The organism is Mesorhizobium sp. M1307, from assembly GCF_040318155.1.
GTDB lineage: Bacteria > Pseudomonadota > Alphaproteobacteria > Rhizobiales > Rhizobiaceae > Mesorhizobium.
Genome location: NZ_JAMYLR010000018.1, coordinates 13,372 through 39,015, shown reverse-complemented (window position 1 = coordinate 39,015; position 25,644 = coordinate 13,372). Strand labels below are relative to the sequence as shown.

22 protein-coding genes are annotated in these 25,644 nt (G+C 63.5%); 5 read left to right on the top strand and 17 right to left on the bottom strand.

Translation table 11 applies throughout. The features are described 5' to 3' along the window. Positions 1-12 precede the first annotated feature (12 nt). Both secDF and yajC read right to left on the bottom strand, forming a co-directional pair. Positions 13-2,565 carry a protein translocase subunit SecDF gene (gene secDF / locus NKH16_RS19970; RefSeq protein ID WP_352746041.1) on the bottom strand — a complete coding sequence of 851 codons (2,553 nt, stop codon included), beginning with the start codon at positions 2,563-2,565 and terminating at the stop codon, positions 13-15. A gap of 51 nt (positions 2,566-2,616) precedes the next feature. Continuing rightward, entirely contained in the window at positions 2,617-2,958 is a 342-nt protein-coding gene (yajC, locus tag NKH16_RS19965) for a preprotein translocase subunit YajC (protein WP_352451381.1), read from the bottom strand. A 293-nt stretch (positions 2,959-3,251) separates the two neighbouring features. On the opposite strand from yajC, the gene NKH16_RS19960 reads away from it, so the two are divergent. Continuing rightward, entirely contained in the window at positions 3,252-4,127 is an 876-nt protein-coding gene (locus tag NKH16_RS19960; protein ID WP_352746039.1) for an ATP-binding protein, read from the top strand. Between the two features lie 96 nt (positions 4,128-4,223). Here NKH16_RS19960 and NKH16_RS19955 read toward each other — a convergent pair whose 3' ends face one another. The 13 genes from NKH16_RS19955 to NKH16_RS19895 form a co-directional block, all read right to left on the bottom strand. Continuing rightward, positions 4,224-5,756, bottom strand: coding sequence for a peptidoglycan DD-metalloendopeptidase family protein (locus NKH16_RS19955; RefSeq protein ID WP_352539744.1), 1,533 nt, complete (start codon positions 5,754-5,756; stop codon positions 4,224-4,226). Between the two features lie 327 nt (positions 5,757-6,083). Further along, complete coding sequence (locus NKH16_RS19950) at positions 6,084-6,749, bottom strand: protein-L-isoaspartate(D-aspartate) O-methyltransferase (RefSeq protein WP_352746036.1); 666 nt, start codon at positions 6,747-6,749, stop codon at positions 6,084-6,086. Then, positions 6,746-7,504, bottom strand: a complete 759-nt coding sequence (gene surE / locus NKH16_RS19945; protein ID WP_352467008.1) for a 5'/3'-nucleotidase SurE — start codon at positions 7,502-7,504, stop codon at positions 6,746-6,748. Before surE ends, NKH16_RS19950 begins: the two co-directional genes overlap by 4 nt. Positions 7,505-7,748: 244 nt before the next feature. Beyond that, on the bottom strand, positions 7,749-9,056 hold the full coding sequence (gene serS, locus NKH16_RS19940) for a serine--tRNA ligase (protein ID WP_352746031.1): 1,308 nt from the start codon (positions 9,054-9,056) through the stop codon (positions 7,749-7,751). A 294-nt stretch (positions 9,057-9,350) separates the two neighbouring features. After that, positions 9,351-10,214: a twin-arginine translocase subunit TatC gene (gene tatC, locus NKH16_RS19935; protein ID WP_352746028.1), complete on the bottom strand. Its 864-nt coding sequence runs from the start codon at positions 10,212-10,214 to the stop codon at positions 9,351-9,353. Further along, positions 10,211-10,876, bottom strand: coding sequence for a Sec-independent protein translocase protein TatB (gene tatB, locus NKH16_RS19930; protein ID WP_352451387.1), 666 nt, complete (start codon positions 10,874-10,876; stop codon positions 10,211-10,213). Before tatB ends, tatC begins: the two co-directional genes overlap by 4 nt. A 30-nt stretch (positions 10,877-10,906) precedes the next feature. After that, a complete protein-coding gene (locus tag NKH16_RS19925; protein ID WP_352451388.1) occupies positions 10,907-11,128 on the bottom strand; it encodes a twin-arginine translocase TatA/TatE family subunit in 222 nt (73 codons plus the stop codon). Between the two features lie 178 nt (positions 11,129-11,306). Continuing rightward, the gene (scpB, locus tag NKH16_RS19920) at positions 11,307-12,086 is read right to left on the bottom strand and encodes an SMC-Scp complex subunit ScpB (protein WP_352744654.1); all 780 of its coding nucleotides are present in this window, start codon (positions 12,084-12,086) and stop codon (positions 11,307-11,309) included. Beyond that, on the bottom strand, positions 12,083-12,883 hold the full coding sequence (locus NKH16_RS19915) for a segregation and condensation protein A (protein ID WP_352746110.1): 801 nt from the start codon (positions 12,881-12,883) through the stop codon (positions 12,083-12,085). Before NKH16_RS19915 ends, scpB begins: the two co-directional genes overlap by 4 nt. 58 nt (positions 12,884-12,941) lie before the next feature. Beyond that, on the bottom strand, positions 12,942-13,961 hold the full coding sequence (nagZ, locus tag NKH16_RS19910) for a beta-N-acetylhexosaminidase (protein ID WP_352822145.1): 1,020 nt from the start codon (positions 13,959-13,961) through the stop codon (positions 12,942-12,944). 116 nt (positions 13,962-14,077) lie between these two features. Then, positions 14,078-17,740, bottom strand: a complete 3,663-nt coding sequence (locus tag NKH16_RS19905; protein WP_352746024.1) for an SPOR domain-containing protein — start codon at positions 17,738-17,740, stop codon at positions 14,078-14,080. A 103-nt stretch (positions 17,741-17,843) separates the two neighbouring features. Then, positions 17,844-19,601, bottom strand: a complete 1,758-nt coding sequence (gene argS, locus NKH16_RS19900; RefSeq protein ID WP_352746023.1) for an arginine--tRNA ligase — start codon at positions 19,599-19,601, stop codon at positions 17,844-17,846. A gap of 61 nt (positions 19,602-19,662) precedes the next feature. Then, positions 19,663-20,877 (bottom strand): deoxyguanosinetriphosphate triphosphohydrolase, encoded by a 1,215-nt coding sequence (locus NKH16_RS19895; RefSeq protein WP_352539736.1) that lies wholly within the window; start codon positions 20,875-20,877, stop codon positions 19,663-19,665. Between the two features lie 73 nt (positions 20,878-20,950). On the opposite strand from NKH16_RS19895, the gene erpA reads away from it, so the two are divergent. The 4 genes from erpA (at position 20,951) to NKH16_RS19875 (ending at position 22,910) form a co-directional block, all read left to right on the top strand. Continuing rightward, the gene (gene erpA / locus NKH16_RS19890) at positions 20,951-21,298 is read left to right on the top strand and encodes an iron-sulfur cluster insertion protein ErpA (RefSeq protein WP_254818314.1); all 348 of its coding nucleotides are present in this window, start codon (positions 20,951-20,953) and stop codon (positions 21,296-21,298) included. Between the two features lie 2 nt (positions 21,299-21,300). Then, positions 21,301-21,690, top strand: a complete 390-nt coding sequence (locus tag NKH16_RS19885) for a VOC family protein (RefSeq protein WP_352451394.1) — start codon at positions 21,301-21,303, stop codon at positions 21,688-21,690. A 30-nt stretch (positions 21,691-21,720) separates the two neighbouring features. Continuing rightward, entirely contained in the window at positions 21,721-22,515 is a 795-nt protein-coding gene (gene xth, locus NKH16_RS19880; RefSeq protein WP_023678937.1) for an exodeoxyribonuclease III, read from the top strand. Positions 22,516-22,592: 77 nt separating this feature from the next. Then, positions 22,593-22,910 carry a hypothetical protein gene (locus NKH16_RS19875; RefSeq protein WP_352454507.1) on the top strand — a complete coding sequence of 106 codons (318 nt, stop codon included), beginning with the start codon at positions 22,593-22,595 and terminating at the stop codon, positions 22,908-22,910. 24 nt (positions 22,911-22,934) lie between these two features. On the opposite strand, the gene NKH16_RS19870 is transcribed toward NKH16_RS19875, so the two are convergent. Together NKH16_RS19870 and ilvD are read right to left on the bottom strand one after the other, a co-directional pair. Next, entirely contained in the window at positions 22,935-23,771 is an 837-nt protein-coding gene (locus NKH16_RS19870) for a tetratricopeptide repeat protein (protein ID WP_023678939.1), read from the bottom strand. Then, complete coding sequence (gene ilvD, locus NKH16_RS19865; protein WP_352746020.1) at positions 23,758-25,482, bottom strand: dihydroxy-acid dehydratase; 1,725 nt, start codon at positions 25,480-25,482, stop codon at positions 23,758-23,760. The genes NKH16_RS19870 and ilvD overlap by 14 nt, the downstream gene beginning before the upstream one ends. Between the last annotated feature and the right edge of the window lie 162 nt (positions 25,483-25,644).

The window sequence follows — 25,644 nt, the reverse complement described above, 5'->3', positions numbered from 1 at the left end:
TGAGGCAAGCCGTCAGGTGGCTATGGCTTTGCCGCCGCCCACCGGCTTTTCCTCGTCCGACGCCGCGGCCTGCGGCCGCAACTTGAACAGGATGAGCAGCGGCGCGGCGATGAATATCGACGAATAGGTGCCGAACACGACGCCGAACAGCATGGCCATGGTGAACGAGCGGATCACCTCGCCGCCGAACAGCACCAGGGCCAGCAGCGCCAGGATCGTTGTCACCGAGGTCAGCGTCGTCCTCGACAGCGTCTCGTTGATGGCGTTGTTCAGCAATTGCGGCAGCGGCATTCGCTTGTATTTTCGCAGATCCTCGCGAACGCGGTCATAGACGACGATCGTATCGTTGAGCGAATAACCGATGATGGTAAGGATCGCCGCCAGCGACGATTGGTTGAATTCGAGGCCGGTGAGGACGAAGAAGCCGATCGTCATGACCACGTCGTGAACGGTCGCAACGATGGCGCCGACCGCGAACTGCCATTCGAAGCGGAACCAGACATAGATCAGGATGCCGAGCAGCGCGACCAGCATGGCAATGGTGCCTTGCTTGGCAAGCTCGCCCGAGACCGTCGGCCCGACCACTTCGACGCGGCGGAAATCATACTGGTCCTGCAGCTCGCCGCGCACCTTGTCGATGACGGTCTGCTCGGCATTCTCGCCGCCCTCCTGGGTACCGACGCGGATCAGAACGTCGTTCGGCTCGCCGAATTGTTGAACCTGCACCTCGCCGATATTGAGTTCCGTTAGCCTGCCGCGGATGTCGGCCAGATCGGCATTGCCGGCCTTGGACTGCACCTCGATCAGCGAGCCGCCCTTGAAATCGATGCCGTAATTGATGTCGATGGTCATGAAGCCGATGACCGACAGCACCGAAAGCACGCTCGAGAGCGTGAACGTCCAGCGGCGGATGCCCATGAACGGAATTTTCGTTCCCGGCGGAATGAAGGTCACCGGCGCGCGTGGCAACTCCTTCGGACGGGCGCGGCGAAGCCAGATCGACACCAGCAGGCGCGTGAAGGTGAAGGCGGTGAAGACCGTGGTCAGGATGCCGATGGCATAGGTGACGGCAAAACCCTTCACCGGCCCGGTGCCGAGGTAGAACAGCACCACGGTGGCAATCAGCGAAGTGACGTTGGAATCGACGATGGTCGCCAGCGCCTTGCTGAAGCCGGTATCGATCGCCTGGATCACCGAGCGGCCGGCACGTCGCTCCTCGCGAATACGCTCATAGATCAGCACGTTCGAATCGACCGCCATGCCGATGGTCAGCACGATACCGGCGATACCCGGCAAGGTCAGCGTCGCGCCAAGCAGCGACAGCAGCCCGACGATCATCGCGACATGCACCGCCAGCGCGATGTTGGCGAGGAAGCCGAGGAAACCGTAGGCGACGAACATGAACGCCACCACTAGGATCGAGCCGATGATGCCGGCGACCTTGCCGGCATGGATGGAGTCCTGGCCGAGGCCAGGCCCCACGGTGCGCTCCTCGATCACGGTGAGCGTCGCCGGCAAGGCGCCGGCGCGCAGCAGCACGGCGAGATCGTTGGCGCTCTCGGCGGTGAAATTCCCCGATATCTGGCCGGAACCGCCAGGAATCGGTTCGTTGATCCGCGGCGCCGAAATCACCTGGTTGTCGAGGATGATGGCAAACAGCTTGCCGACATTCTGCGCTGTCGCCTGGCCGAACCGCTGCGCCCCCTTGGAATCGAAGCGGAACGAAACCACCGGCTCATTGGTCTGCGAGTTGAACGTCGCCTGGGCATCGACGAGGTTTTCACCCGAAACAATGACGCGGTTCTCGATCAGATACGGAACCGGCGGATCGTCCTGCGAATACAGCACCGAGGACCCCGGCGGCGGACGGCCGTTCAGCGCATCCTGCACCGGCATCGATTGGTCGACCATCTGGAAGGTCAGCTTGGCGGTCTGGCCGAGAATTTCCTTCAGCCGTTGCGGGTCCTGCAAACCAGGCACCTGCACAAGGATGCGGTCGTCCCCTTGCCGCTGCACGATCGGCTCGGTCGTTCCCAGTTCGTTGACACGACGGCTGACGACCTCGATCGACTGGGTCAGCGCCGTCGACGTACGGTATTTGATGCCGGCATCGGTGACGGTGAATTTAAGCAGGCCGGCCTCGGAATCATCCAGGGTCATCTCCTGGACGGAGCCGCCGCTGAACAGGCCGGCCGCCACCGGATTGGTCAACGGCTTCAATGCGTTCTTGGCGGCGTCGATCTGTGCGGGATCGGTGATGCGGACCTGCACCGTGCGCCCCGACCCGGCAAGGCCGGTATAGCCGATCTTGGCATCGCGCAGCAGCGTCCTGATTTCGTCGCGCGTCGTCTCCAGCCGATCCTTGATCAGATCGTTCGGATCCATCCTGAGCAGGATGTGCGAGCCGCCCTGCAGGTCGAGGCCGAGCGTCATCTGCCGCTTCGGCACCCAGTCGGGAAGCTTGGCCAGCGTGCTGGCGGAAAAAAGGTTGGGCGCAGCGAGGACCACTGTGGCGGCCACGGCCAGCCAGATCAGGATCATCTTGAAGCGCGAAAAATAAAGCATATGGCGTCGTCCGTCAGGGCGTACTGGCGGATCGTTCCGCCGACAATTCGGTTATTTCTTGGCGTTCTGGTTTGCCACCGGCTCGCCCTTGACGCGTACGTCGGCGATCGTCGAGCGCAGCGCCGTCACCTTGGTGCCGCCGCCAAGGTCGATCTCCAGCTCGTTATCGTCGATCACCTTGGTCACCTTGCCGACCAAGCCGCCGCCGGTGACAACGGTATCGCCGCGACGAACCGCCGCCAGCATCTCGCCGCGCTTCTTTAGCTGCGTGCGCTGCGGCCGGATGATCAGAAAATACATGATCACGAAAATCAGAGCAAACGGCACGATCTGGATAAACATTGCGGACGAGTCCCCGCCGATGCCTTGGGCGTATGCCGGTGTCACGAACATCGAGGTACTCCTGAATTTTAAAAACAGCCGCCTTAACCGTTCTGGGAATTTGACGGCCCCGCCAAATTTGGCCGGAATATAGTCGGTAACGTTGCCAATGCAACTGCGCCGCCGGGCAAATCGGCTGCTTTTCCGGCCTGGTGAGCCGTGTTAGAGGGTGATCCCGAAAAGCGACGCTCGGTTTCCGCAAAAGATCATGCCCGAACAAATGCTTGGGACGAGTTTCGAAACCGCTGAAATCAGGTAGGTTGGCCTGCCGCACCATCCCGAAAGCGAAACAAAAAAGACAAGAGATGACCGACAGCACCATCGATACCCTGAGCCAGAAGCTCGACCGCCTGATCGAGGCGGTCGCTCGCCTCGCCCCGCCGCCGGTGCCGCAAACCAACCTCGGCGAGGCCGATTGCTTCGTCTGGCAGGCCGATCCCGGCTATCTGGAGCCGGTGCTCAAGGTCAACCGCGTCGACATCGGCCTGATCCGCGGGGTCGATCGCGTCCGCGACATATTGGTCGACAACACCGAGCGCTTTGCCTCAGGCTATGCTGCCAACAACGTGCTGTTGTGGGGCGCGCGCGGCATGGGCAAATCGTCGCTGGTCAAGGCGGTGCACGCCGCGGTCAACGCTTCGGCCAACCTCGATCTGCCGCTCAAGCTTATCGAGATCCATCGCGAAGACATCGACACGCTGCCGAAGCTGATGGGCCTGCTGAAGGCAGCACCCTTCCGCTTCATCCTGTTCTGCGACGACCTGTCATTCGACCATGACGACACGTCCTATAAATCGCTGAAGGCAGCGCTTGAAGGCGGCGTCGAGGGCCGCCCGGCCAACGTCATCTTCTACGCCACCTCGAACCGGCGGCATCTGTTGCCGCGCGACATGATCGATAATGAGCGCTCGACGGCGATCAATCCGTCCGAAGCGGTCGAGGAAAAGGTTTCGCTGTCGGACCGTTTCGGCCTGTGGCTTGGCTTCCACAAATGTTCGCAGGACGAATATCTCGATATGATCGACGGCTATGTCCGCCATCACGATCTCGCCATCGATCCCGAGACGCTGCGCGCCGAGGCGCTGGAATGGGCGACGACGCGGGGCAGCCGTTCGGGCCGCGTCGCCTGGCAGTTCACCCAGGATCTGGCAGGCCGGCTCGGCAAGCCGCTCAAGGATTAGCCGCTCAACGACTAACAGCAGAAGAAGCCCGCACCTTGCGGAGCGGACTTCCTCGGCGGGCTGAAGGTCAGGTGGCCCGCAAATCGCTTTCGTCATCTATTCGAGATAGGTCGAAGGATCGACCGGCGCCGAGTTCTTGCGCACTTCGAAATGCAGTTTCGGCGAGTCGGTGGTGCCGCTCATGCCGGACAGGGCGATTTCCTGGCCGCGCTTGACCTTCTGGCCGCGCTGCACCTCGATCGAGCTGGTGTGGCCGTAGACGGTGACCAGGCCGTTTTCGTGACGCACCAGCACTGTGTTGCCGAATTCCTTGAGGCCGTCACCGGCATAGATGACGACGCCGTTTTCAGCTGCCTTGACCGGCGTCCCCTCGGGCACGGCAATGTCGACGCCGTCCTTGCCGCCGCCGAAGCTTGAGATCACGCGGCCGCGCACCGGCCAGCGCATCTTGCCGATGCCCGTTGCGTCCGGCGCCACCGCGTCGTCGTCCTCGGCCTGCTGGATGACTTTCGCGTCCTTCTTTGGCGGCGTGTAGGAGGCGAGCGTCTGCGTCGGCGTGGCCTTGGCAGGCGGCTGGGTGGTGGCCGTCGTCACCGGATCGACCTTTGCCGGCTTCGCACCGGCGACAACAGCGGTTCCGCCTGCCGGCACTTTCAGGGTCTGGCCGATCTTGAGCAGTCCATCCTGCATGCCGTTCGCCTGCTTCAACGCGACGACGCCGACGCCGGTCTTTCTGGCGATGGCCGACAGCGTATCGCCTTGCTGAACCGTGTAGGTGCCGCCGGCACCGGCTGGCTTGGCCGTCGCCGAAGCCACTTTGGGCGCGGCCTTTCCATCCTTCGGCTGGCTCGCGGCAGCCGAGGCGTCCACCTGCGCGGCAGACTTGCCTTCCCTGAGCTTCGGTTGCTGCGGCAGCACGGCCACCTTCTCCGGCGCGTCGGCCGGCTGGTCGTGCCTGGTGCCGTTCGCGGGCTTGGCGTCGGCGACTTTCGGCGTGGCGCCGTTGCTCGAATACGCATAGGCCGGGATGACGAGCTTCTGGCCGGTCTTCAGCCCCTTGGTCGCGCTCAGCCCGTTGACTTTCATGATGGCATCGGCCGGCACGCCGTAGCGCCGAGACAGGCCGGAAATGGTCTCGCCGTCCTTGACGACGATCTCGGTTGCATGCGGTGCGCCGGCGGCCGTCGCCATGCGCGGCGCGTCGGGCTCGGCGTTCTTGAACGGCCTTGCCGCCGGAGCGACGGTGCCGGTTGCCGTCCTGTCGACACGAGGAGCGGCAGGCGCCATCGCCGGCGCGGCAGCGGTACGCACCGGGCGGGCGGCGGGTGCCAGGGCGGGAGCCGGCGGTGGCAACTGCTGCGCCGTAACCGGTTCGAGGCTTGAGCGGCTGACCGACTGGGTGTGGCTGCCGTCGACCGGCGCGGCCGCAACATCGCCCGGATAGGGCTGGGCAGCATCCTGCTTGTCGATGATGGCGCGCTGGTTGTTAGTCGAGGCGGTGAACACGTCATCGACGCTGTTGAACCGCGCCACCTGGGAACTACACCCCGTCGCAGCGCCTGCGATCATGAGGACGGCGCAGCCACGCGCCAGATTGCGTCCGTTTGCCTTCAAAACACTGAATTGCATCGCACTAACCCGCACAGACCCGGTACAACTGAGTGTGATTAAAGCGCGTTAATGTTACCGGTCGGTTAAACCTGTAGAATCAGACGCAAATTTTCTTAAAATATTCGAGGATCGAGCGCCGGGTGTGTCGAGATTCAGGTCAGGCGGAGCCGAAAATGGTGGGTTCCGAGAACCGGAGCGGAGCGTACTTTTGGGTACGTGAGCACCGGCCTACGCCGGCCATAGCCTTAACTGCCGCGACCTCTTATGAATGCTTCGGCCGGCGAAGGCCGGAAGCGGAGGAAGCCGCCATTTTGCAGGCCGGCCTCACCTGAATATCGACACAGTCTAGATGACCGCGGCGACACCGTGCAGGATCGGCTGCAGGCGCACCAGGCCGATATCCTCGCGTTCGAAGCGGCTGCCGACCTTGGTCAGCTTGGCCAGCATCTGCTCGCCTTCGTCGGGTCCGATCGGCGCGATGACGATGCCGCCGCTCGACAATTGGTCGAGGAGAAAGCGCGGCAGGCTGTCGAAGGCCGCCCAGGCGACGATGCGGTCGAACGGCGCTTCGTTGGCCAGCCCGTTGGAACCGTCCGCCTGGCGCACGATGACATTGCCGATGGCGAGTGCCTCGAGGCGCTGCCGGGCCTGTTCGGCCAGCGTCTTGTAACGGTCGATGGTGACGATCCGCGCGGCAAGCCGCGACATCACCGCCGCCGTGTAGCCGGACCCGGTGCCGATCTCGAGCACCCGGTTGCCCGGCTCGATGGCAAGTGCCGCGATCACCGCCGCCTGCAGGTCGGCGCCTTCGATGGCCTCGCCGCATTCGATCGGCAGCATACGGTCCGACCAGGCTATCGAGTGGAAATGCGGAGACAGAAAGCCGCGCCGCGGCGTCGCCTCGAAGGCGGCGATCAGCGCCTTCGGCACCGTCCCCCTGCCGCGCAGGCGAAGCAGGAAGGCAGCGAAACCTTCGCGCTCGTCGACCGTTGCAGCGTGGTTCAAGTTCATGCGAGCGCCTTGGCCAGTTGATCGCGGATTTCATGCGCGGTGAGATCGAGCTGCAGCGGCGTCACCGACACCAGCCGATTGCGCAAGGCATGGAGGTCGGTGCCTTGCTTGCCCTCGACTGGCTCGCGGCCGAAGCGGAGCCAGTAGTAAGGCAGGCCGCGCCCGTCGCGCCGCTCGTCGACCCACAGGCTGTGGACCAGCTTCCCCTGCGAAGTGACTACAGTTCCGGCGATCTCTTCCGGCGCACAGTTCGGAAAATTGACGTTGAGCAGCACGCCGTCCGGCAACGGCATGGCGACGAGCTTTTCAAGCAGGGCCGGCGCCAGCGCTTCGGTGGTCTCGTAGGGAACGACGCGGTCCTCGCCGACATAGGAATAGGCCTGGCTGATGGCGATCGATCGCACGCCGAGCAGCGCGCCTTCCATGGCGCCGGCGACCGTGCCCGAATAGGTGACGTCGTCGGCGATGTTGGCGCCGGAATTGACGCCGGACAGGATCAGGTCAGGCGCTTCGGGCAGGATCTTCTTCACGCCCATGATGACGCAATCGGTCGGCGTTCCGCGCACCGCAAAGTGCTTTTCGCCGATTTTCCTGAGCCGCAGCGGCTCCGAGATCGACAGCGAATGCGCATAGCCGGACTGATCCTGTTCCGGTGCCACCACCCAGACGTCGTCCGACAGCGTGCGCGCGATGCGTTCGAGCGACGCAAGGCCCTCGGCATGGATGCCGTCGTCGTTGGTCAGAAGGATGCGCATGAGACCGCCTTTGCAGAATTGGATTGACGGCAGCGCTCTACGATACCCCCCTCTGTCCTGCCCTCTTTTCCACCGCTTGGCATCTCCCCCTCAAGGGGGGAGATCGGCAATTCCGTAGCCGCCGCCTTCCTTGCTACGCCAACAGTTGGCGAAAGCTGTGATGACGGCGCAATCTCCCCCCTTGAGGGGGAGATGTCCGGCAGGACAGAGGGGGGCGCGAAGGAACGCGGGGCCGACAAGCTTGTCACTTCGATGATTCGATCTTTTCCAGACCGCCCATGTAAGGCCGAAGCGCTTCAGGAATGGTTACGCTGCCGTCCTCGTTCTGATAATTTTCGATGACGGCAATGAGCGCGCGGCCGACGGCGGTGCCCGAACCGTTCAGCGTGTGGACGAAGCGGTTGCCCTTGCCGTCCTTGTCCTTGTAGCGGGCGTCCATGCGCCGCGCCTGGAAATCGCCGCATACCGAGCACGACGATATCTCGCGATAGGCATTCTGGCCGGGCAGCCAGACCTCGATGTCATAGGTCTTGCGCGCGCCAAAGCCCATGTCGCCGGTGCACAGCGTCATGGTGCGGAACGGCAGGCCGAGCCGCTTCAGCACCTCCTCGGCGCATTCGGTCATGCGCTCATGCTCGGCAACCGAAGTCTCCTGGTCGGTGATCGACACCAGCTCGACCTTGTAGAACTGGTGCTGGCGCAGCATGCCGCGCGTGTCGCGCCCGGCCGAGCCCGCCTCGGAGCGGAAGCACGGCGTCAGCGCCGTATAGCGCAGCGGCAGTTTTTCGTGCGGCATGATCTCGTCGCGAACGAGATTGGTGAGCGGCACTTCGGCGGTTGGGATTAGGCCAAGCCTGCCGTCCCCGTGCCGAACGAAGAATAAATCCTCTTCGAATTTCGGCAGTTGCCCGGTCCCGAAAAGCACCTCGTCGCGCACCATCAACGGCGGCTGGATCTCTATATAGCCGTGCTCGGTGGTGTGCAGATCCAGCATGAACTGGCCGAGCGCGCGTTCCATCCGCGCCAGGCCGCTTTTGAGCACGGTGAAGCGCGAGCCGGAAAGCCGTGCTGCCCGCTCGAAATCCATCATGCCGAGCACTTCGCCGATCTCGAAATGCTCCTTCACCCAGTTCGGCCGCGTCGGCACCTCGCCGACGACACGCTTGACGACGTTGTCGTGCTCGTCCTTGCCGACCGGCGCGTCGTCGAACGGCACGTTTGGCAGCACTGCCAGCGCATCGTTCAGCGCCTTGTCGAGCTCGCGCTCGCGCGCCTCGCCATTCTGGATGAAGGCCTTAATCTCGCCGACCTCGGCCTTCAGCCTTTCGGCAAGAGCTGCATCGCCCGAGCGCATGGCATTGCCGATCTCCTTCGATGCGGCGTTGCGGCGTTCCTGCCTGGTCTGCAGCTCGGTCAGATGCTCGCGCCGCGCCTCATCCGCGCCGATCAGGTCGTCGACCGTGGACTGCGCATCCTCAGCCGACCACGAGCGCTTCTGGAGCGCCTCGACAAGGGCCTTCGGGTTGTCGCGAATCCATTTGATGTCAAGCATGGTCTGTTCGTCCTCGGCACGGCGGTTTCGGGGCAAGGAAATGCCCAAAACAAAGACCAGAGGGCGTAAACCGCATCGATACAAGACGTCAAGGCAGAGTTCCTTCGCGCCGACCTCAGGTAGGCAGCACGCGCAACGTTCGATCGAAAGAACCCTGGAAACAAAAACCCGCCTCGAGAGGCGGGTTTTTGGAGCCAATTGGCACCATACCTAAATTAGTAGCATAGCTGCCGGCACAAAGCAAGAACAAAGTTGCTATGGCCGGCAAAAAAATGCTGCCCGCTTCAACCGAACCTATGTCGAAGACGCGTCCGCCGGCTTTTCGGCCACCTCTTCGGTGGCGTCCTGCTTTTCGCGGGCCACACGGTCGCGCTCCTTGCTGCGTTCGATCAGCCGGGCCGACCAGATCGAGACCTCGTAGAGCAGGATCGTCGGAATGGCGAGGCCGATCTGGCTCATCGGGTCGGGCGGCGTCAGCACCGCCGCCACGACGAAGGCGATGACGATCGCCCATTTGCGCTTCTCGGCCAGGGCCGTGGACGACAGCATGCCGACCCGCGTCATCAGGCTTGTCACCACCGGCAGCTGGAACACCAGGCCGAAGGAGAAGATCAGCGTCATGATCAGGCTGAGATATTCGGACACTTTCGGCAGCAGCGAAATCTGCACCTGGTCGTTGGTGCCGGTCTGCTGCATGGCGAGGAAGAACCACATCACCATCGGCGTGAAGAAGAAATAGACCAGCGACGCGCCCATCAGGAACAGGATCGGCGAGGCGATCAGGAACGGCAGGAAGGCATTGCGCTCGTTCTTGTAGAGGCCGGGCGCGATGAATTTGTAGATCTGCGTGGCGATCAGCGGAAAGGCGATGACCATGCCGCCAAACATGGCGAGCTTGACCTGGGTAAAGAAGAATTCCTGCGGTGCCGTATAGATCAGCTCGACCTTGTGCGGGTCGAGCCCGGCCCATTGCGTAGCCCATCTGAACGGAATGACCAGCAGGTTGAACAGCTTCTTGGCGAAGAAGAAGCACACAAGAAAAGCGACGAAGAAACCGCCGATCGACCACATCAGCCGCCGGCGCAACTCGATCAGATGCTCCATCAGCGGAGCCGACGATTTCTCGATTTCGTCCTTTTCCTTATCCGAAGTGCTCACTTTGCGGCTCCCGCCGTTTTCCTGGCGGCCGGCTTCTTCGTTGCTGCCGATTGAGCTTTCGGCTCAGCTTTCGTGGCGGCCTTTGGCGCAGCGGTCTTTGCCGGCTTGGCCGGCACGGCAGCCGCTGCTTTCGCAGACGCCGGCTTCTTCTTTGCCGCCGATGCTTTTTGCGGCACGGCCGCTGCAGTCGTTTGCGCCTGCACTGCCGGTGCCACGACGGACTCGTCCGTCATCGCCGGAAAGATCGGCGTGGCCGGCGTCGGCTCCGGCGGACTGACGCCCGGCATCGTCGTTGCGCCGTTCTTCAGCGGCTCGGCTGCCTGTTCTGTCGAAGTGGCGGGATCGACGACCGGCTTGGGTTTCATCACGGCATCGACGCCGGAACGGACGTCAGCGGCCGCCTGCTCGAATGGATTGAGCTGTTTCCTGATCTCGGCCGCCGGATTGAGGCTTCTCAGCGAATCGACCGACTTCTTGACGTCGTCGAGCTCGGCTTCCTTCAGTGCGTCGTTGAACTGCCGCTGGAAATCGGAGGCCATGGCGCGCAGCTTCGCCGTTGTGCGGCCGAAGGTGCGCAGCATGTTGGGCAAATCCTTGGGCCCGACGACCACGATCATGACGATCGCGATCACCAGCATCTCGGTCCAGCCGACTTCGAACATGGCTATACGTTCCGACTAAAGTGTTGGGGCTCAGCCTTTGCTGGCCTTTTCCTTCGGTACCGAAACGGTTTCGTCGGAACGGTGTTCGACGGTACGCTTGTCCTCAGCAGTGTCGTCGTCGGCCATGCCCTTCTTGAAGCTCTTGATGCCCTTGGCCATGTCGCCCATCAACTCAGGGATCTTGCCGCGGCCGAAGACCAGCAGCACGATCACCAGAACGATCATCCAGTGCCAAATCGAAAATGAACCCATAGCAAATCTCTCTCGAACGGTTTCCCAGACGCTGATCTATGCGCTTTCGGGTTCGGATTCAAACAGAACTGCGACAGAGTTCATGAATGAGTGGCAGATGTCACGCACTTTCGGCACAGCAGCCCGCTACCAATCGGCGCAGTTCCGCCCTGCCTATGGCTTTAAGATGGCGCTCGGGTCAATCTTCCGTGACGCGCGGGGTCAAAAGGCCGAGTTCCTCGAGGTCGATGTCGGTCAGCGGATCCTCGTCGTCGGTGAGCGCATCGGGGTCGGCCGGCGGCAGCGGCACCGAGAAATTCGACGGCATGCGGCCGGACAGCAGCCCCGCACCCTTCAATTCCTCCATGCCGGGGAGATCGCGTATCTCCTCCAGTGCGAAATGGTCGAGGAAAATGTCGGTCGTGCCATAAGTGACGGGACGGCCGGGCGTGCGACGCCGGCCGCGCATCCGCACCCATTCGGTCTCCATCAGCGTGTCGAGCGTCCCCTTTGACGTCTCGACGCCACGGATGTCCTCGATCTCGGCGCGCGTTACCGGCTGGTGGTAGGCGATGATCGCCAGCACTTCGAGGGCAGCGCGGGACAGTTTGCGCTGCTGCACCGTGTCACGGCTCATCAGGAAGGCGAGGTCGCCGGCGGTGCGAAACGCCCAGGCATCGCCGACGCGCACCAGATTGACGCCGCGCCGCGCATAGATCTGCTGCAGTTCGGCCATTGCCGCGGCAATGTTGATGCCGTCGGGCAGTCGCGAAGTGAGCTGTTTTTCGCTGACCGGCTCGGCGCTGGCGAATACGATCGCCTCGGCCATCCGTACGGCCTCCGCCATATGCAGCCGCTCGCCAGGATTCCGCGACAAATTCTGCCCCTGATCTTGTGCCGGGTTCTCGGCGACCGCGCCTTGCTCGGCGTCGTCGTCGACCTTGAACGGAATGACCGAAGCGTTGGCGCGTTCGCTCATGGTGTTACCTCGACTATCTTGATGACCTGGGCGCGGCCGCGCAGATAAAGCGGCGCGAACACCTGGTCCTGCCGCATTTCCATCTTGCCTTCGCGCACCAGTTCCAGCGTCGCCGCAAACGAGCTGGCAATCGCGGTGCGCCGCTCTTCCGGGCCGGCCAGATATTCGACCAGGAAACTGTCGAGCGCCGTCCAGTCGCGCAGCGACCCGATCAGCCTGGTCAGCACGTCGCGCGCATCCTTGAGCGACCACACGCCGCGCCTGGCGATCGTCACATTGGTTATTGCCTGCTTCTGGCGCTGCTGGGCATAGGCGGTCAACAGGTCGTAGAGCGAGGCCGAATAAGCATTGCGCTTCTCGACGATGACCATTTCCGGCATGCCGCGTGCAAACACGTCGCGTCCGAGCCGGTTGCGGTTGACCAGCCGTGCCGCCGCGTCGCGCATCGCCTCCAGCCGCTTCAGCCGGAACTGCAGCACCGCCGCCAGTTCCTCGCCGCTTTCGCCTTCGTCGCCGGGCTGCTTGGGGATCAGGAGCTTCGACTTGAGGAAGGCCAGCCATGCCGCCATCACCAGGTAGTCGGCGGCAAGCTCCAGCCTCAGCGCCCTCACCTTCTCGACGAACGCCAGATACTGTTCGGCCAGCGCCAGGATCGAGATGCGCGACAGGTCGACCTTCTGATTGCGGGCAAGATGCAGCAGAAGATCGAGCGGACCTTCGAAACCGGCCACATCGACGACCAACGCCGGATCGCCGGTCAGCCGGGAATCGTCGTTCTCGGCCCACAAGCGGTCCATCGGTGCGGCCTTGCCGGCCTTCAGGTCCAATGTTTCCGCCACTTCGCTTCCTTTGATGCTAGGCCACCGCGTCGAAATAACTGGCAAATTCGGCCCGAATCTCGGTCTCGTCCGCCACGTCACGGTTCCTGATATAGGTCAGCGCCCGCTCCGCGCGCTCCAACGACTTGCCTTCCAGCCCGGTCGTGCGCGATGCAATGCCGGCCATCTCCTCGAACACGCCGTTGCAGTGAAGGACCAGATCGCAGCCCGCCGCAAGGATAGCGGCCGCCTTTGACGGGAAATCCCCAGAAAGTGCCTTCATCGAGGTGTCGTCGCTCATCAACAGGCCGTCGAAGCCGATTTCGTCGCGGATGATCTTTTCGATGACCTTGCCGGATGTGGTGGCCGGGTTCTTCGGGTCGATCGCGCTATAGACGACATGCGCCGTCATCGCCATCGGCAAATGGTTGAGCTCCCTGAACGGGGCAAAATCATGCCGCTGCAGGTCGCCGATCGAGGCGTCGACGGTCGGCAGTTCGAAATGCGTGTCGGCGAAGGCCCTTCCATGACCGGGAATATGCTTCATCACCGGCAGCACGCCGCCCGCCATCAGGCCTTCCGCCGCGGCGCGACCTAATTCGATGACGGCGCGCGGCTCCTTGCCATAGGCGCGCGCGCCGATGACGTCGCTGGCGCCCTCGATCGGCACGTCGAGCACCGGCAGGCAATCCGCCGTGATGCCGTAGCGCAGCAGGTCGAAGGCATGCAGCCGCGCCATCAGCCATGCGGCACGGGTGCCGGCGTCATGGTCGTCGCGCCACAAGGCGCCGAGTGCACCGGCAGCCGGATAGTTCGGCGCCAGCGGCGGCCGTAGGCGCTGCACCCGGCCGCCCTCCTGGTCGATGAACACCGGCGCATCCGCACGCCCGACGCAGTCGCGCATCGCGGCGACCAGATCGCGGATCTGCTCGGTCTCGCCGATATTGCGCGCAAACAGGATGAAGCCCCACGGGCATTCGTTGCGATAGAAACGGATCTCGTCGCGGGTCAGTGATTTCCCGGCGCAGCCGAGGATCATGGATTTTGATTCGGTCATGCGGAACAGTTTAGAGCTTCGCGCCGACAAAGGGAATCGCCCGCAATTGCCTTCAGTGGTTTCCGTTCACGCAAAAAAGCCGGCGCGGACGCCGGCTTTTCGAGAGGTTTTGGTGCCTAGTGGGACACGAAGCAATTGCCGCCGGCAGCCTTGTAGCTGGTGCACAGTTTGATAGCCTCGTTGCGAGACTGCGCCGGAACGCGGACGCGGTAGAAGGTGCCCTTGCCGGCGATCTCGGCCTTGACGATGTTGGCGGTGCGGCCGGAAAGCACGCTGCCGTAGCGGCGCTGCAGATCCTGGTAAGTCGCCTGGGCGCTTTCGACTGTCGGCTGCGAAGCGATCTGTATCGACCACGAACCAGCCCCGGCCGCGGCCGGATCGATGGAAGCGACCTGATCGGGCTTGACCTCGCCGACCACGTCGACCGGCTGGTCGGACGGGCGCTGCGGCGCCACCGGAACCGTGGCCGGGGTGCTGGCGGACTGCTTGCTGGCTGACGCCTGGGCCTTGGCTTCAGCCTTTGTGTCGGGCTTGGGCGCCGGCTGCAGCTTGGAGGTTTCGGCCTGATCGCCGCTCGCCTGATCGCCACTCGGCTGGTCGCCAATCTTCGGATCGCTTGTTATTTGGTCGATCAGGGGCACGGTGCCGGTCTGCGCCGCGGCGTCGGCCTGGGCGGCCGGAGCCACGTGCTGCGGCGCCGGATCGGCCGGCTCGGCAGCAGCCATCTGCGGGGCGGCAGGCGCCGGATCCTCGCGCGCCACCAGCGAGCCGTCAGGTTTCACGACCATGGTCCGTACCTTGCGCGGCGCAACGGCGACGATCTCGGGGCTTGCACCCTTCTCGGCCTCCTGCAGAACCTGCGCGATGCGATCCTCGGACTTGGGCGCCGGTGCGGCGGCGGTTTCGGTAGCGCCAGCCGCACTGGCGCCAAGCGCGCTGGAGTCAGGCGCGTTAGTGCCGGGCGCATTGGTGCCAGACCCGTCGGTGTCGGACGCCACGGCGCCGGGCGCGTCGATATCGTCTGCGGCATCGGGGTCATTGGGCGAAAGATCGACGACGCGGCTCTCCGGTTCGTTGGCCTTCAGGTCCACGGGCTCTTCGGTGTTGGTGACCAGCTTCTGCTGAACCGGCTCGGCGGGCTTGGCGCCCTTGACCACAGCGTCATAGACCTTGTTGTCCTGGTTCGGCACTACGGTGCCGCCTGGATTTTCCGGCTTGATCTTGATCGGCCTGTTGTCGGCCTTGACGATAACCGGCGCATCGCCGCCGCTCTTGCCGCCGAGGGTCAACGCAAAGGCGCCAAGGCCTCCGGCGATCGCCACGGCGCCGACCACCGCTCCTATCAGCAGCCCGCGCCTGCGCGGCTGCCTTTCGGCTCCGCGTTCGGCAAGGCCCGGAACCGACATCTCCTCGTCCAGTTCGGGATCGTAGTCGAGCTCATCGAAGGTGAAATCGTCGGCTTGCGAAACCGGCTGGCCGCCAGGCGATGGGCCCAGATCGAAACCGTCCGCTGCATCGGCATAGGAAGCGGCCGCCGCGCTGACGGGGGCTTCCGCAGGCTTGGCGCCATAGGCGCGCGTCTCGCTACGATCTTGCTTGTAGCCAGACGCGAAGCCGGCATCGTATTCATCGTCATAGCCAGCACTGCGCACCGGGGCAGGCGCTATATCCGTTGCATTCATTTCGGTGAGAAGGCTGGCAAAATCGGCATCGAGATCGTCGTAGGCGGGCGCCACCGGCTCGTCATCGTCGAAGTTGAGCTCCGGAATGTCGAGATCGTCCGCCAGCGCCACGACGCGCTCGGGCACGTCGACCGTCTCGACATCGGGCATCTCGTCATAGGCGGAAGGCTGTTGATGCGAGGTTGGTGCAGCTTCCACGTAGGCGGGCCGATCTTCATAGGATGACCTATCTTCACGGGATGCCTGGCCTTCATAGGACGGCCTCTCTTCGACCGGTGCGGCCCGATAGGACGGCGTTGCAGCCGGCTGCGGCGGTGGTGCCGGACGCGCCGAAGCCACCGGCTGGCTTGCAAAGGCAGGCTGAGGCTGTGCGACCGGCGTCACGCGGCTCCACGAGCGGGCCGGCTCGGGCGGCGTGGCGCGTGTCGTCAGCCAGTTCAGCGCATCGAGCGGGTCTTCTTCGGCAGCAGCTGCCGCACTCTTGTCGGCCGAGTCATGATCCAGGCCGATGTTCCTGGCGAAGTCGGCATCGAGCGCATCGCTGTCTAGATCATCCGCAGGTCCGGCAGCGGCTTCAACACCGAAATTCTCGCCTTCAAGCTCATCGAGGAGGACACTGCCAAGATCGGCGTCATCGGCGGCACTGGACTGCGGCGGCTCAGCGGGCTCGTGCTCGTCGAGTTCCCAATCCAGCTCGTCGACAGCATGCACCGGTTCGTTGGCGACGTCTTTGACCGCCGCCATTGGCTGTTCAGCAGCCACTGCTGGCTTCTGAATTACCGGCGCAATGGGCTGCTGAACAGCCATCACGGGCTTCTGGGCAGGCTGCTGGGCAGTCTGCGGGCTTGTCTGAGGTTCGTTGACCGCTTGTGCCGGCCGTGTGCTCATCGCACCGAGCAGCGCGTTCAGTTCGTCTTCCAGGCTGCGTTCCTCAGCCACTGGGGCCGTCGGGACGACAGCGGCCGGCGCCACTGGTTCGGCCGCACCTTGCGCCACGGGCTCTTCGGCTTCCTCGGCAGGCGCATCGTCGAAGCTCAGATCGAAATCGTCGTCGAACGCCGCTTCAGCGGCCGTGCCGGAAAGCCGGGCGGCCTCTGGCTCTTCAATCGACCGCTCTTCGATAAACTCTGGTTCTTCGATTTCGGCAGGCTCGTTCGGGCGAACGTCGAAGTCCATGTCGACATCGGCCATGGCATCATCGAAATGGCCGGCAAGATCCTCATCGGCCGCCTCAACCGGCGATGCCGGGACGGCGACGTTTTCCGCCGGCTCATGCTCGTCGAACATCAGCTCGTCTTCGAGCGAGTTTGCAACGGCATCGTCGAACTCGTCATCGAACGCGGCCGCTTGCGCGGCGGTTTCAACGGCGACGGTCTGCTCCATCGGCTCATGCTCTTCGAGCATCAGCTCGTCTTCGAGCGAACTTGCCACGGCGCTGTCGAACTCATCGTCGAAGGCGGGCTCGTCGACCGGCTCGATCGCCTCGGCTGCGGCCCTGGGTTCATCCTCGCCGGTCACCGCGATCTTGGCCGTCACACCGTCGTCGTGCCGAAAATCCTGGTCGAGCGAGGCGGCAAGTTCGTCGTCACTCGAAAGGTCGTCCTCGAACGGCGACACGTCTTCGAGCGAGCCGGCGACGGCGTTATCGAACTCGTCGTCGAGTTCCGGCTCGACGGCGGGAGCGAACGCCCTTTCGGGGCCGGAGGCAATTTCGTCGGCAACAGGAGCGGCCGCAACAGGAGCAGCGTCATCCGCCGCACTGTCGTCGAACGCGAAATTCTGTTCGAACGAGGCAGCAAGCGCGTCCTCCATTTCGTCGGCGGCGGCCGGTTCGGGTGTCGGCTCGCGAAGCTTGGCAGGGGAAGCATTGTCGTTGGCGTCGGCGCCGAATTCGCCCATCAACTCCTTCTCGAGATCGATCTCGAAATCGCCCTCGTCCACCGACGGTTCGGCGGCAGCGGTTTTCGGCTGGGCCGGCGTTTGCGGTTTGACCGGCTGGCGCGGGTCGAACCCCATGATCCTGGTCAGTTCCGCGAACGGATCATCGTTGGCGATGTCGTTGTGGTCGGCTGCTCTCAGCTGGGTTCTGTCTGCCATTATTGTTCCCGAACTCGCACTCATTCGGACGCCATGGACGTCGCGTAGGGTTGGCCCTTACCAGCGCAATGTGGGCAAAAGGTGACAGGTTTTTTACTCAAACCTAACGCATTTCGGTGGGCGCATTGGCTCCGATCAGCGTCAGGCCGGACGTCAAAACATCCGAAACAGCCTGCACCAGCCCTAGTCTGGCATGCGTCAATTGTCGGTCGTTAACCTTAACAAAACGTAAGTCGGGATTATCGGTGCCCCGGTTCCAGTGTCCGTGGAAGCTGGAAGCGAGTTCGTAGAGGTAAAATGCCAGCCGGTGGGGCTCGAGCGCGAGCGCCGCGGCTTCGATCAGCCGAGGATATTCGGCGAGCTTCCTGATCAGGCCGATCTCCCCCTCATCGGTCAGCAAAGCCACTTCGGCGGCCAGCTGGTTGCGGTCGAACATGGCCTCGCCCAATTGCTCGCTCGCCTGCCGGAATACCGAATGGCAGCGCGCCGAAGCATACTGCACGTAGAACACCGGATTGTCCTTCGACTGCTCGGTCACCTTGGCGAAGTCGAAGTCGAGCGGCGCGTCGTTCTTGCGGTAGAGCATCATGAAGCGGATCGGGTCGCGGCCGACCTCCTCCACCACTTCGCGCAAGGTCACGAACTCGCCCGACCGCTTCGACATACGCACCGGCTCGCCGGCGCGAAACAGCCTCACCAGCTGGCAAAGCAGCACGGTAAGCTTGACCTCGTCGCCGGCAATCGCCCGGGCAAGCGCTTCCAGCCGCTTCACGTAGCCGCCATGATCGGCGCCAAGCACATAGATCAGATCGACGAAGCCGCGATCGACCTTGTCCTTGAGGTAAGCGACATCGGCGGCGAAATAGGTGAAGGTGCCGTCCGACTTGACCAGCGCCCGGTCCATGTCGTCTCCGACTGCCGTCGAGCGGAACAGCGTCTGCTCGCGGTCCTCCCAGTCGTCCGGCTTCTCGCCCTTGGGCGGCGGCAGCTTGCCCTTATAGATGTGGCCCTTCAGCGTCAGGTCGCTGATCGCCGAGCGTATCTTGCGGGCGTTGTTCGCATGCAGCGTCCGCTCGGAGAAGAAGACGTCGTGATGCACGTTGAGCAGCGCCAGATCCTCACGGATCATCGCCATCATCGCATCGATCGTCCTGTCCTTGACGATGGCAAGCGCCTCTTCGTCCGGCATCTGCAGCAGGGAGCGGCCGAATTCGCTGGCCAGCGCCTGACCAACGGGGATCAGATAATCGCCTGGATAAAGCCCGGGCGGAATGTCGCCGATCTCGTCGCCGAGCGCTTCGCGGTAGCGCAGCATGACTGAGCGTCCGAGCACGTCGATCTGCGAACCGGCATCGTTGATGACGTATTCCTTGGTCACGTCATAACCGGCGAAGGCCATCAGATTGGCCAGCGCGTCGCCGACCACGGCACCCCGGCAATGGCCGACATGCATCGGCCCGGTCGGGTTGGCCGAGACATATTCGACATTGGTTTTCTTGCCGCCGCCGACAGTCGAGCGGCCGTAATTGCGGCCTTCGCCGAGCAGCGCCGTCAGATGCGCCTGCCAGAAGCCGTCCTTGAGCCTGAGATTGACGAAGCCCGGGCCGGCGATCTCGGCGGCCGCGATATCCTCGTCGGCGCGCAGCGCCTCGGCCAGCCTTTCGGCCAGCGCACGCGGGCTCTGGCCGGTCGGCTTGGCCAACACCATGGCAGCGTTGGTCGCGAGGTCGCCATGGCTGGCATCGCGCGGCGGCTCGACGGCGATGCGCGACAGGTCCGGCGACGCGCCATCCTTGTCTTTCAAATCAAGCGCTTCGACGGCCTTTATGATTCGCGCGTTGAAATCGGCGAAGATGTTCATTGCTATGGCTCTGACGGTTTTGCATGGATCCGGCGCGTTGGCCGGCAAAATCGCGCCCGCCCTAGCTCAAATCCGGCGTATGGTCAAACAAACGCCTGTGTTCCTTGAGCGCATAAGTGTCCGTCATGCCGGCCAGGAAATCGGCAACACTGCGCGCCTTGACGCGGTCCTCTGCCCGGTCGAGCCCTTCGCGCCAGCCATCCGGCATGGCGCGCGGATCGGCGAAATAGACGTCGAACAGGTCCCTGACGATCTGGTCGGCATCGGCGCGCACCCGCATGACCTCCGCATGCCGGTAGAGGTGCTTGTAGAGAAAGGCCTTCAGCTCCTTTTCCGATACGGCCGTCTCGGCGGAGAAGCTCACCATCGTCTCGCCGGCCGCCCTTACCGCTTCGGCGCTGTCGGGCTGGATGCGCGCCAGATTGGCCGTCGTCGAGACGATCACGTCCTCGACCATGATGGTGATCTGCCGGCGCATCAGCTCGTGGCCGGTGCGTACGTCATCGAGCGCCGGATAGCGCTGACGCACGCCCTTGAGGATCGACCCCGGCAGCGAGACGCCCTCCAGCATATCGAGCGTCAACAGCCCTGCCCTCAAGCCGTCATCGATGTCGTGGGTGTTGTAGGCAATGTCGTCGGCAATCGCCGCGCACTGCGCCTCGATACCGGCGAAGCGGTCGAGCTCGAGGTCGTGCAGTTCGGAATAGTCGCGGATCGCCTGCGGCACCGGCCCCTTCAGCCCTTTGCCCTTGGCATCGGTCAGCGGGCCATTGTGCTTGACCAGCCCCTCCAGCGTTTCCCAGGTGAGGTTCAGTCCATCGAACTCGGCATAGCGCCGCTCCAGCCGCGTCACCACACGCAGCGACTGCGCATTGTGGTCGAAGCCGCCCCAGGCGGCCATCTTCTCGTTCAGCGCGTCCTCGCCGGTATGGCCGAAGGGCGTGTGGCCGAAGTCGTGCACCAGGGCGACCGCCTCGGCCAGGTCCTCGTCGCCGCGCAGCGCCCGCGCCAGAGCGCGTGCGATTTGCGCTACCTCGATCGAATGCGTCAGCCTCGTGCGGTAATGGTCGCCTTCGTGCGCGACGAACACTTGCGTCTTGTGCTTGAGCCGGCGGAACGCCGTCGAATGGATGATGCGGTCGCGGTCGCGCTGGAACGGCGTACGCGTCGGGCTTTCCACCTCGTCGAACAGCCGCCCGCGCGACTTCGCCGGGTCGCTGGCATAGGCCGCGCGCGGCCGATAGCCGAATCCGATGTCGCCCAACTCGTTGGTCATAGCGTATGCCGCAGTTGACTTGCCCCGTCGCGCTTCATACCTATCATACGAAACCGAAAGCAAGGTGACGCCCATGGGCGCTGATGCCAAGACCGCCATGAAAGTCGAGATGACCGACGCCGCCGCCAGGCGAATCGCCAAGATTGTGGCGAGCGAAGCCGGTAAGACGGCGCTGCGCGTTTCGGTCGAGGGCGGCGGCTGTTCCGGCTTCTCCTACAAATTCGACCTGGTCGACAGGCGCAATGACGACGACGTCGCCATCGAAAAGGACGGCGCCACCGTGCTGATCGACGACCTGTCGCTGGTCTATATGGGCGGCTCGGTGATCGATTTCGTTGACGATCTGATGGGCCAGTCGTTCCAGATCAGAAACCCCAATGCGGTCGCCTCCTGCGGCTGCGGCACCAGCTTCTCGATCTAGAAATGCCCGACATCGGCGCGGTCCGTCAGGTCGCGCTTTCCGCCGGGCGCGACCTCGATGCGACGCTGGCGTTCTGGCGCGAAGTGCTCGGCATGAACCTGCATGCGCGTTTCGATCCGCCGGGCATCGCCTTTATCATGGCCGGTGACGTGCGCCTGCTTTTCACCGACGGCCTGCCCGCCGGCACCGTCTATCTCGACATATCGGGCCTCGACGAGTTCCACGCTTCGGCAAGGGCCGCCGGTGTTCCCTTCACCGCGCCGCCGGCGCTCGTCCATCGCGACACCGAAGGCCTGTTCGGCCAGGCGGGGGAAAGCGAATGGATGGCCTTCCTAAAGGACCCGGCAGGCAATACGATCGGCCTTGTCGAACGTCATCCACCGGATAGCTAGTCTCCGGATCACCAGCCTATCGAGGCCGCCATGAAAATCGTCACCTGGAACATCAACGGCGTTCGCGCCCGCATCGGCAATTTGACCCATTGGCTGACGGAAAGCGCGCCCGACATCGCCTGCCTGCAGGAGATCAAGACGGTCGACGAGCAGTTTCCCCGCGCCGAGATCGAGGCGCTCGGCTACAATGTCGAGACTTACGGCCAAAAAGGCTTCAACGGCGTCGCCATCCTGTCGAAGCTGCGTTTCGACGAGGTCAATCGCGGCTTGCCGGGCGACGATGCCGACGAACAGGCGCGTTTTATCGAGGGCGTGTTCTCGACCGACAAGGGCGCCTTGCGCGTTGCCTCGATCTATCTGCCGAACGGCAACCCGATCGACGACGAGAAGAAGTTCTCCTACAAGCTTTCCTGGATGGCGCGACTTGAGCGCTGGGCCGAGGAGCGGCTTGCACTGGAAGAGCCGCTGGTTCTGGCCGGCGACTACAATGTCATTCCCGAGCCGATCGACGCGAAATATCCGGAAAACTGGCTAAGCGACGCGCTGTTCCAGCCCGCGACGCGGCAGGCGTTCCGGCGGCTGAAGAATCTCGGCTTCACCGAAGCCGTGCGTGCCGTCACCGACGCCCCGGACATTTTTACGTTCTGGGACTATCAGGCCGGCGCCTGGCAGAAGAACAACGGCATCCGCATCGACCACCTGCTTCTGTCGCCCGAAGCCGCCAACTGGTTTTCCTCGGCTTCGATCGAAAAACAGGTGCGCGCCTGGGAAAAACCCTCCGACCACGTGCCGGTGGCGATCGATCTGGCGCTGCAGCCGGCCTGACCGGAGCTGCTGTCCGGCGGCACATTGATAAGTTGACCTCTTATCGCCACAAATCGCGCGCTTGATGAGAAATCATCATGGTGGCTGGGGTTCCCATGACTACTCGATTTGCACTCTGCCCGATCGGCTGCGCGCTTGCGATGGCGGTGGCGACGCCGGCTTTTGCCGATGCAGAGTGCCTGGCTAACGGCAAATCATTCCAGATCGGCCGGGTCGCCTGCCTGACGCTTGCCGGCCAAAGCTACCTCGCCCGTTGCGAGATGGTGCTCAACAACACGTCCTGGACAAAGCAGCGGGATGGCTGCCCGGAGAACACGCTGGCCCCACATCTGCAGGGCACGCCGATCTCAACACCGGCGCCCAGCGGCATGCCGGCGGAACCGACCGAGAATTGATTTCAAAACGGAATTTCTGCCGGCCTACTGGTCGCCGCCACCCTTGGTGAGGATGTCGTCGGCCAGCGAGATCGCGGTGCGGCGATCGGCTTCGCCGGCGGCTGCAAACGCTTCTTCCTGCATGCCGCGGATCCATGGCTGGTCGGCAGGTGAGGCCCGTTCGAGCGCCGCGGTCATCATCGCCAGCCCCCGCACGATCTTGCCGCTTTGGAAAAGCAGGTTGCCGAGCGTCGCCTGCGCGCCCGCATGGCCCTTTTCGGCCGCCAGCTGGAACCAGCGTCCGGCCTGCTTGACGCTGGCCTTGACGCCGCCCTCACCCTTGAGGAACATCTGGCCCATCTCGAACTGGGCGTTCGGATTGCGGTAGTTGGCGGCGGCACGCATGTAATATTCCTGGGCTGCCACTTCGTTCTCCTCGACGGGGCTGCCGGGAATGCCCTTCCTCAGATAGTCGCCAAGCGCCACCAGCGCGTCCGAAACATAGCTTTCCTCGGGCGAACCGGGCTCGACATCCTGGTCGACGATCTCGCTGAAGAACTTGAACGCCGCGTAGTCGTCTCGCGCCACGCCATCGCCTTCGGCATACATGCGCGCAAGCTTCCAGGTGGCGCCGATCTGGCCGTTCTCCGCGGCATATTTATACGCTTCCGCAGCCTGCTCCTTATGGCCGTTCTTGTAGGCGGAAAAGCCGAACTGGAACACCGCCCAAGGGCTCGACTGCGGCTTCACGCCGGTCTTGTCGTCGAACACCTTGTCGTCGAAGGCCATGGCCTGGCCGACGGCGCCCAAGGTCGCGCCAAACGTGGCGAGCGCAACCAGTGCCGAAAGGACAGACGACCTCAACAACTCAGATGTCCGCATAGCAGTGTGTTTCTTTGGCACCGCCGGGATGGGTGACCGCGCCGTCGCGGGCAGATCCGACCGTCTGTGCGTATTTCCAGATCGCGCCCGACTGATAGTCGGTCGTGCGCGCCTTCCATGCCTTTGCCCTCGCAGCCAGTTCGGCTTTGGACAATGCAACCTCGATCGTGCCGTTCACCGCATCGATCGAGATCAAGTCGCCATCCCTAAGCAGCCCGATCGGGCCGCCGACAGCCGCTTCCGGCCCGACATGGCCGATGCAGAAACCGCGCGTCGCGCCCGAAAAACGCCCGTCGGTGATGAGCGCCACCTTGCCGCCCATGCCCTGGCCGTAGAGAGCCGCCGTCGTCGACAGCATTTCGCGCATGCCCGGGCCGCCGCGCGGACCCTCGTAACGGATGACGAGAACCTCGCCTTCGCTATAGTTGCGATGCGTAACAGCCTCGAAACATTCCTCTTCCGAATCGAAGCAGCGTGCCGGACCCGAGAATTTGAGCTCCGCCATACCAGCGACCTTCACGATCGCGCCTTCGGGGGCAAGGTTACCCTTCAAGCCCACGACCCCGCCGGTCTGGGTAATCGGCCTGTTGGCGGGACGGACCACATCCTGGCTGTCATTCCAGGAAACATGTTCCATATTTTCGGCCAAAGTGCGGCCGGTCACCGTCAGGCAATCGCGATGAAGATAGCCATGGTCGAGCAGCGTCTTCATCAAGAGCGGAATGCCGCCAGCCTCGAACATGTCCTTGGCGACGTATTTGCCGCCCGGCTTGAGGTCGGCGATGTAGGGTGTTTTCTCGAATATCTTGGCCACGTCGAAAAGATCGAACTTTATCCCGGCCTCGTGCGCGATCGCCGGCAGATGCAGCGCCGCGTTGGTCGAGCCGCCGGTGGCTGAGACCACGGTCGCGGCATTTTCCAACGCTTCTATAGTAACGATGTCGCGCGGGCGGATGTTCCTTGCGATCAGCTCCATGATCTTTTCGCCGGAAGCGAAATTGAAGCGGTCGCGCATCTCGTAGGGTGCCGGCGCGCCGCAGGAATAGGGCAGCGCCAGGCCGATCGCCTCAGCGACGGTGGCCATGGTATTGGCGGTGAACTGGGCGCCGCAGGAGCCGGCCGACGGACAGGCGGCTTGCTCGATCTCGAGCAGCTCGGCGTCGCCGATCGTGCCGACCGAATGCTGGCCGACCGCCTCGAACACGTCCTGCACGGTGATCTGCCGGCCACGGTAGCTGCCGGGCAGTATCGAGCCGCCATAGATGAAGATCGACGGTACGTTGAGGCGCACCATGGCCATCATCATGCCGGGCAGCGACTTGTCGCAACCGGCCAATCCAACCAGCGCATCGTAGCAATGGCCGCGCATGGTGAGCTCGACCGAGTCGGCGATGACCTCGCGCGACACCAGCGACGACTTCATGCCCTGATGACCCATGGCGATGCCGTCGGTGACGGTGATGGTGCAGAATTCGCGTGGCGTGCCGTTGGCGGCCGCCACGCCCTTCTTGACCACTTGCGCCTGGCGCATCAGCGAGATGTTGCAGGGCGCGGCCTCGTTCCAGCAGCTGGCGACACCGACCAGAGGCTGCGCGATCTCGGCCGCCGACAGCCCCATAGCATAAAGGTAGGAGCGATGCGGCGCCCGCTCGGGACCAACGGTCACGTGGCGGCTCGGCAGCTTGGCCTTGGAGATCGCTCTGGCGTCCATACTCGTCCTTGCCGCGGGCGGTGCGGCCTGCCTCTTCGCCTAGCCTTTTGGCGCATGTCCCGAGACAGGTTCGAGGTGCGCCGGGTTTATGGCGGGAAATAGGCAATGTTCCCGGGCGGCCGGGCGACGCGAGGGTTGTTCAGAAACTGTTGCCAAAACGTC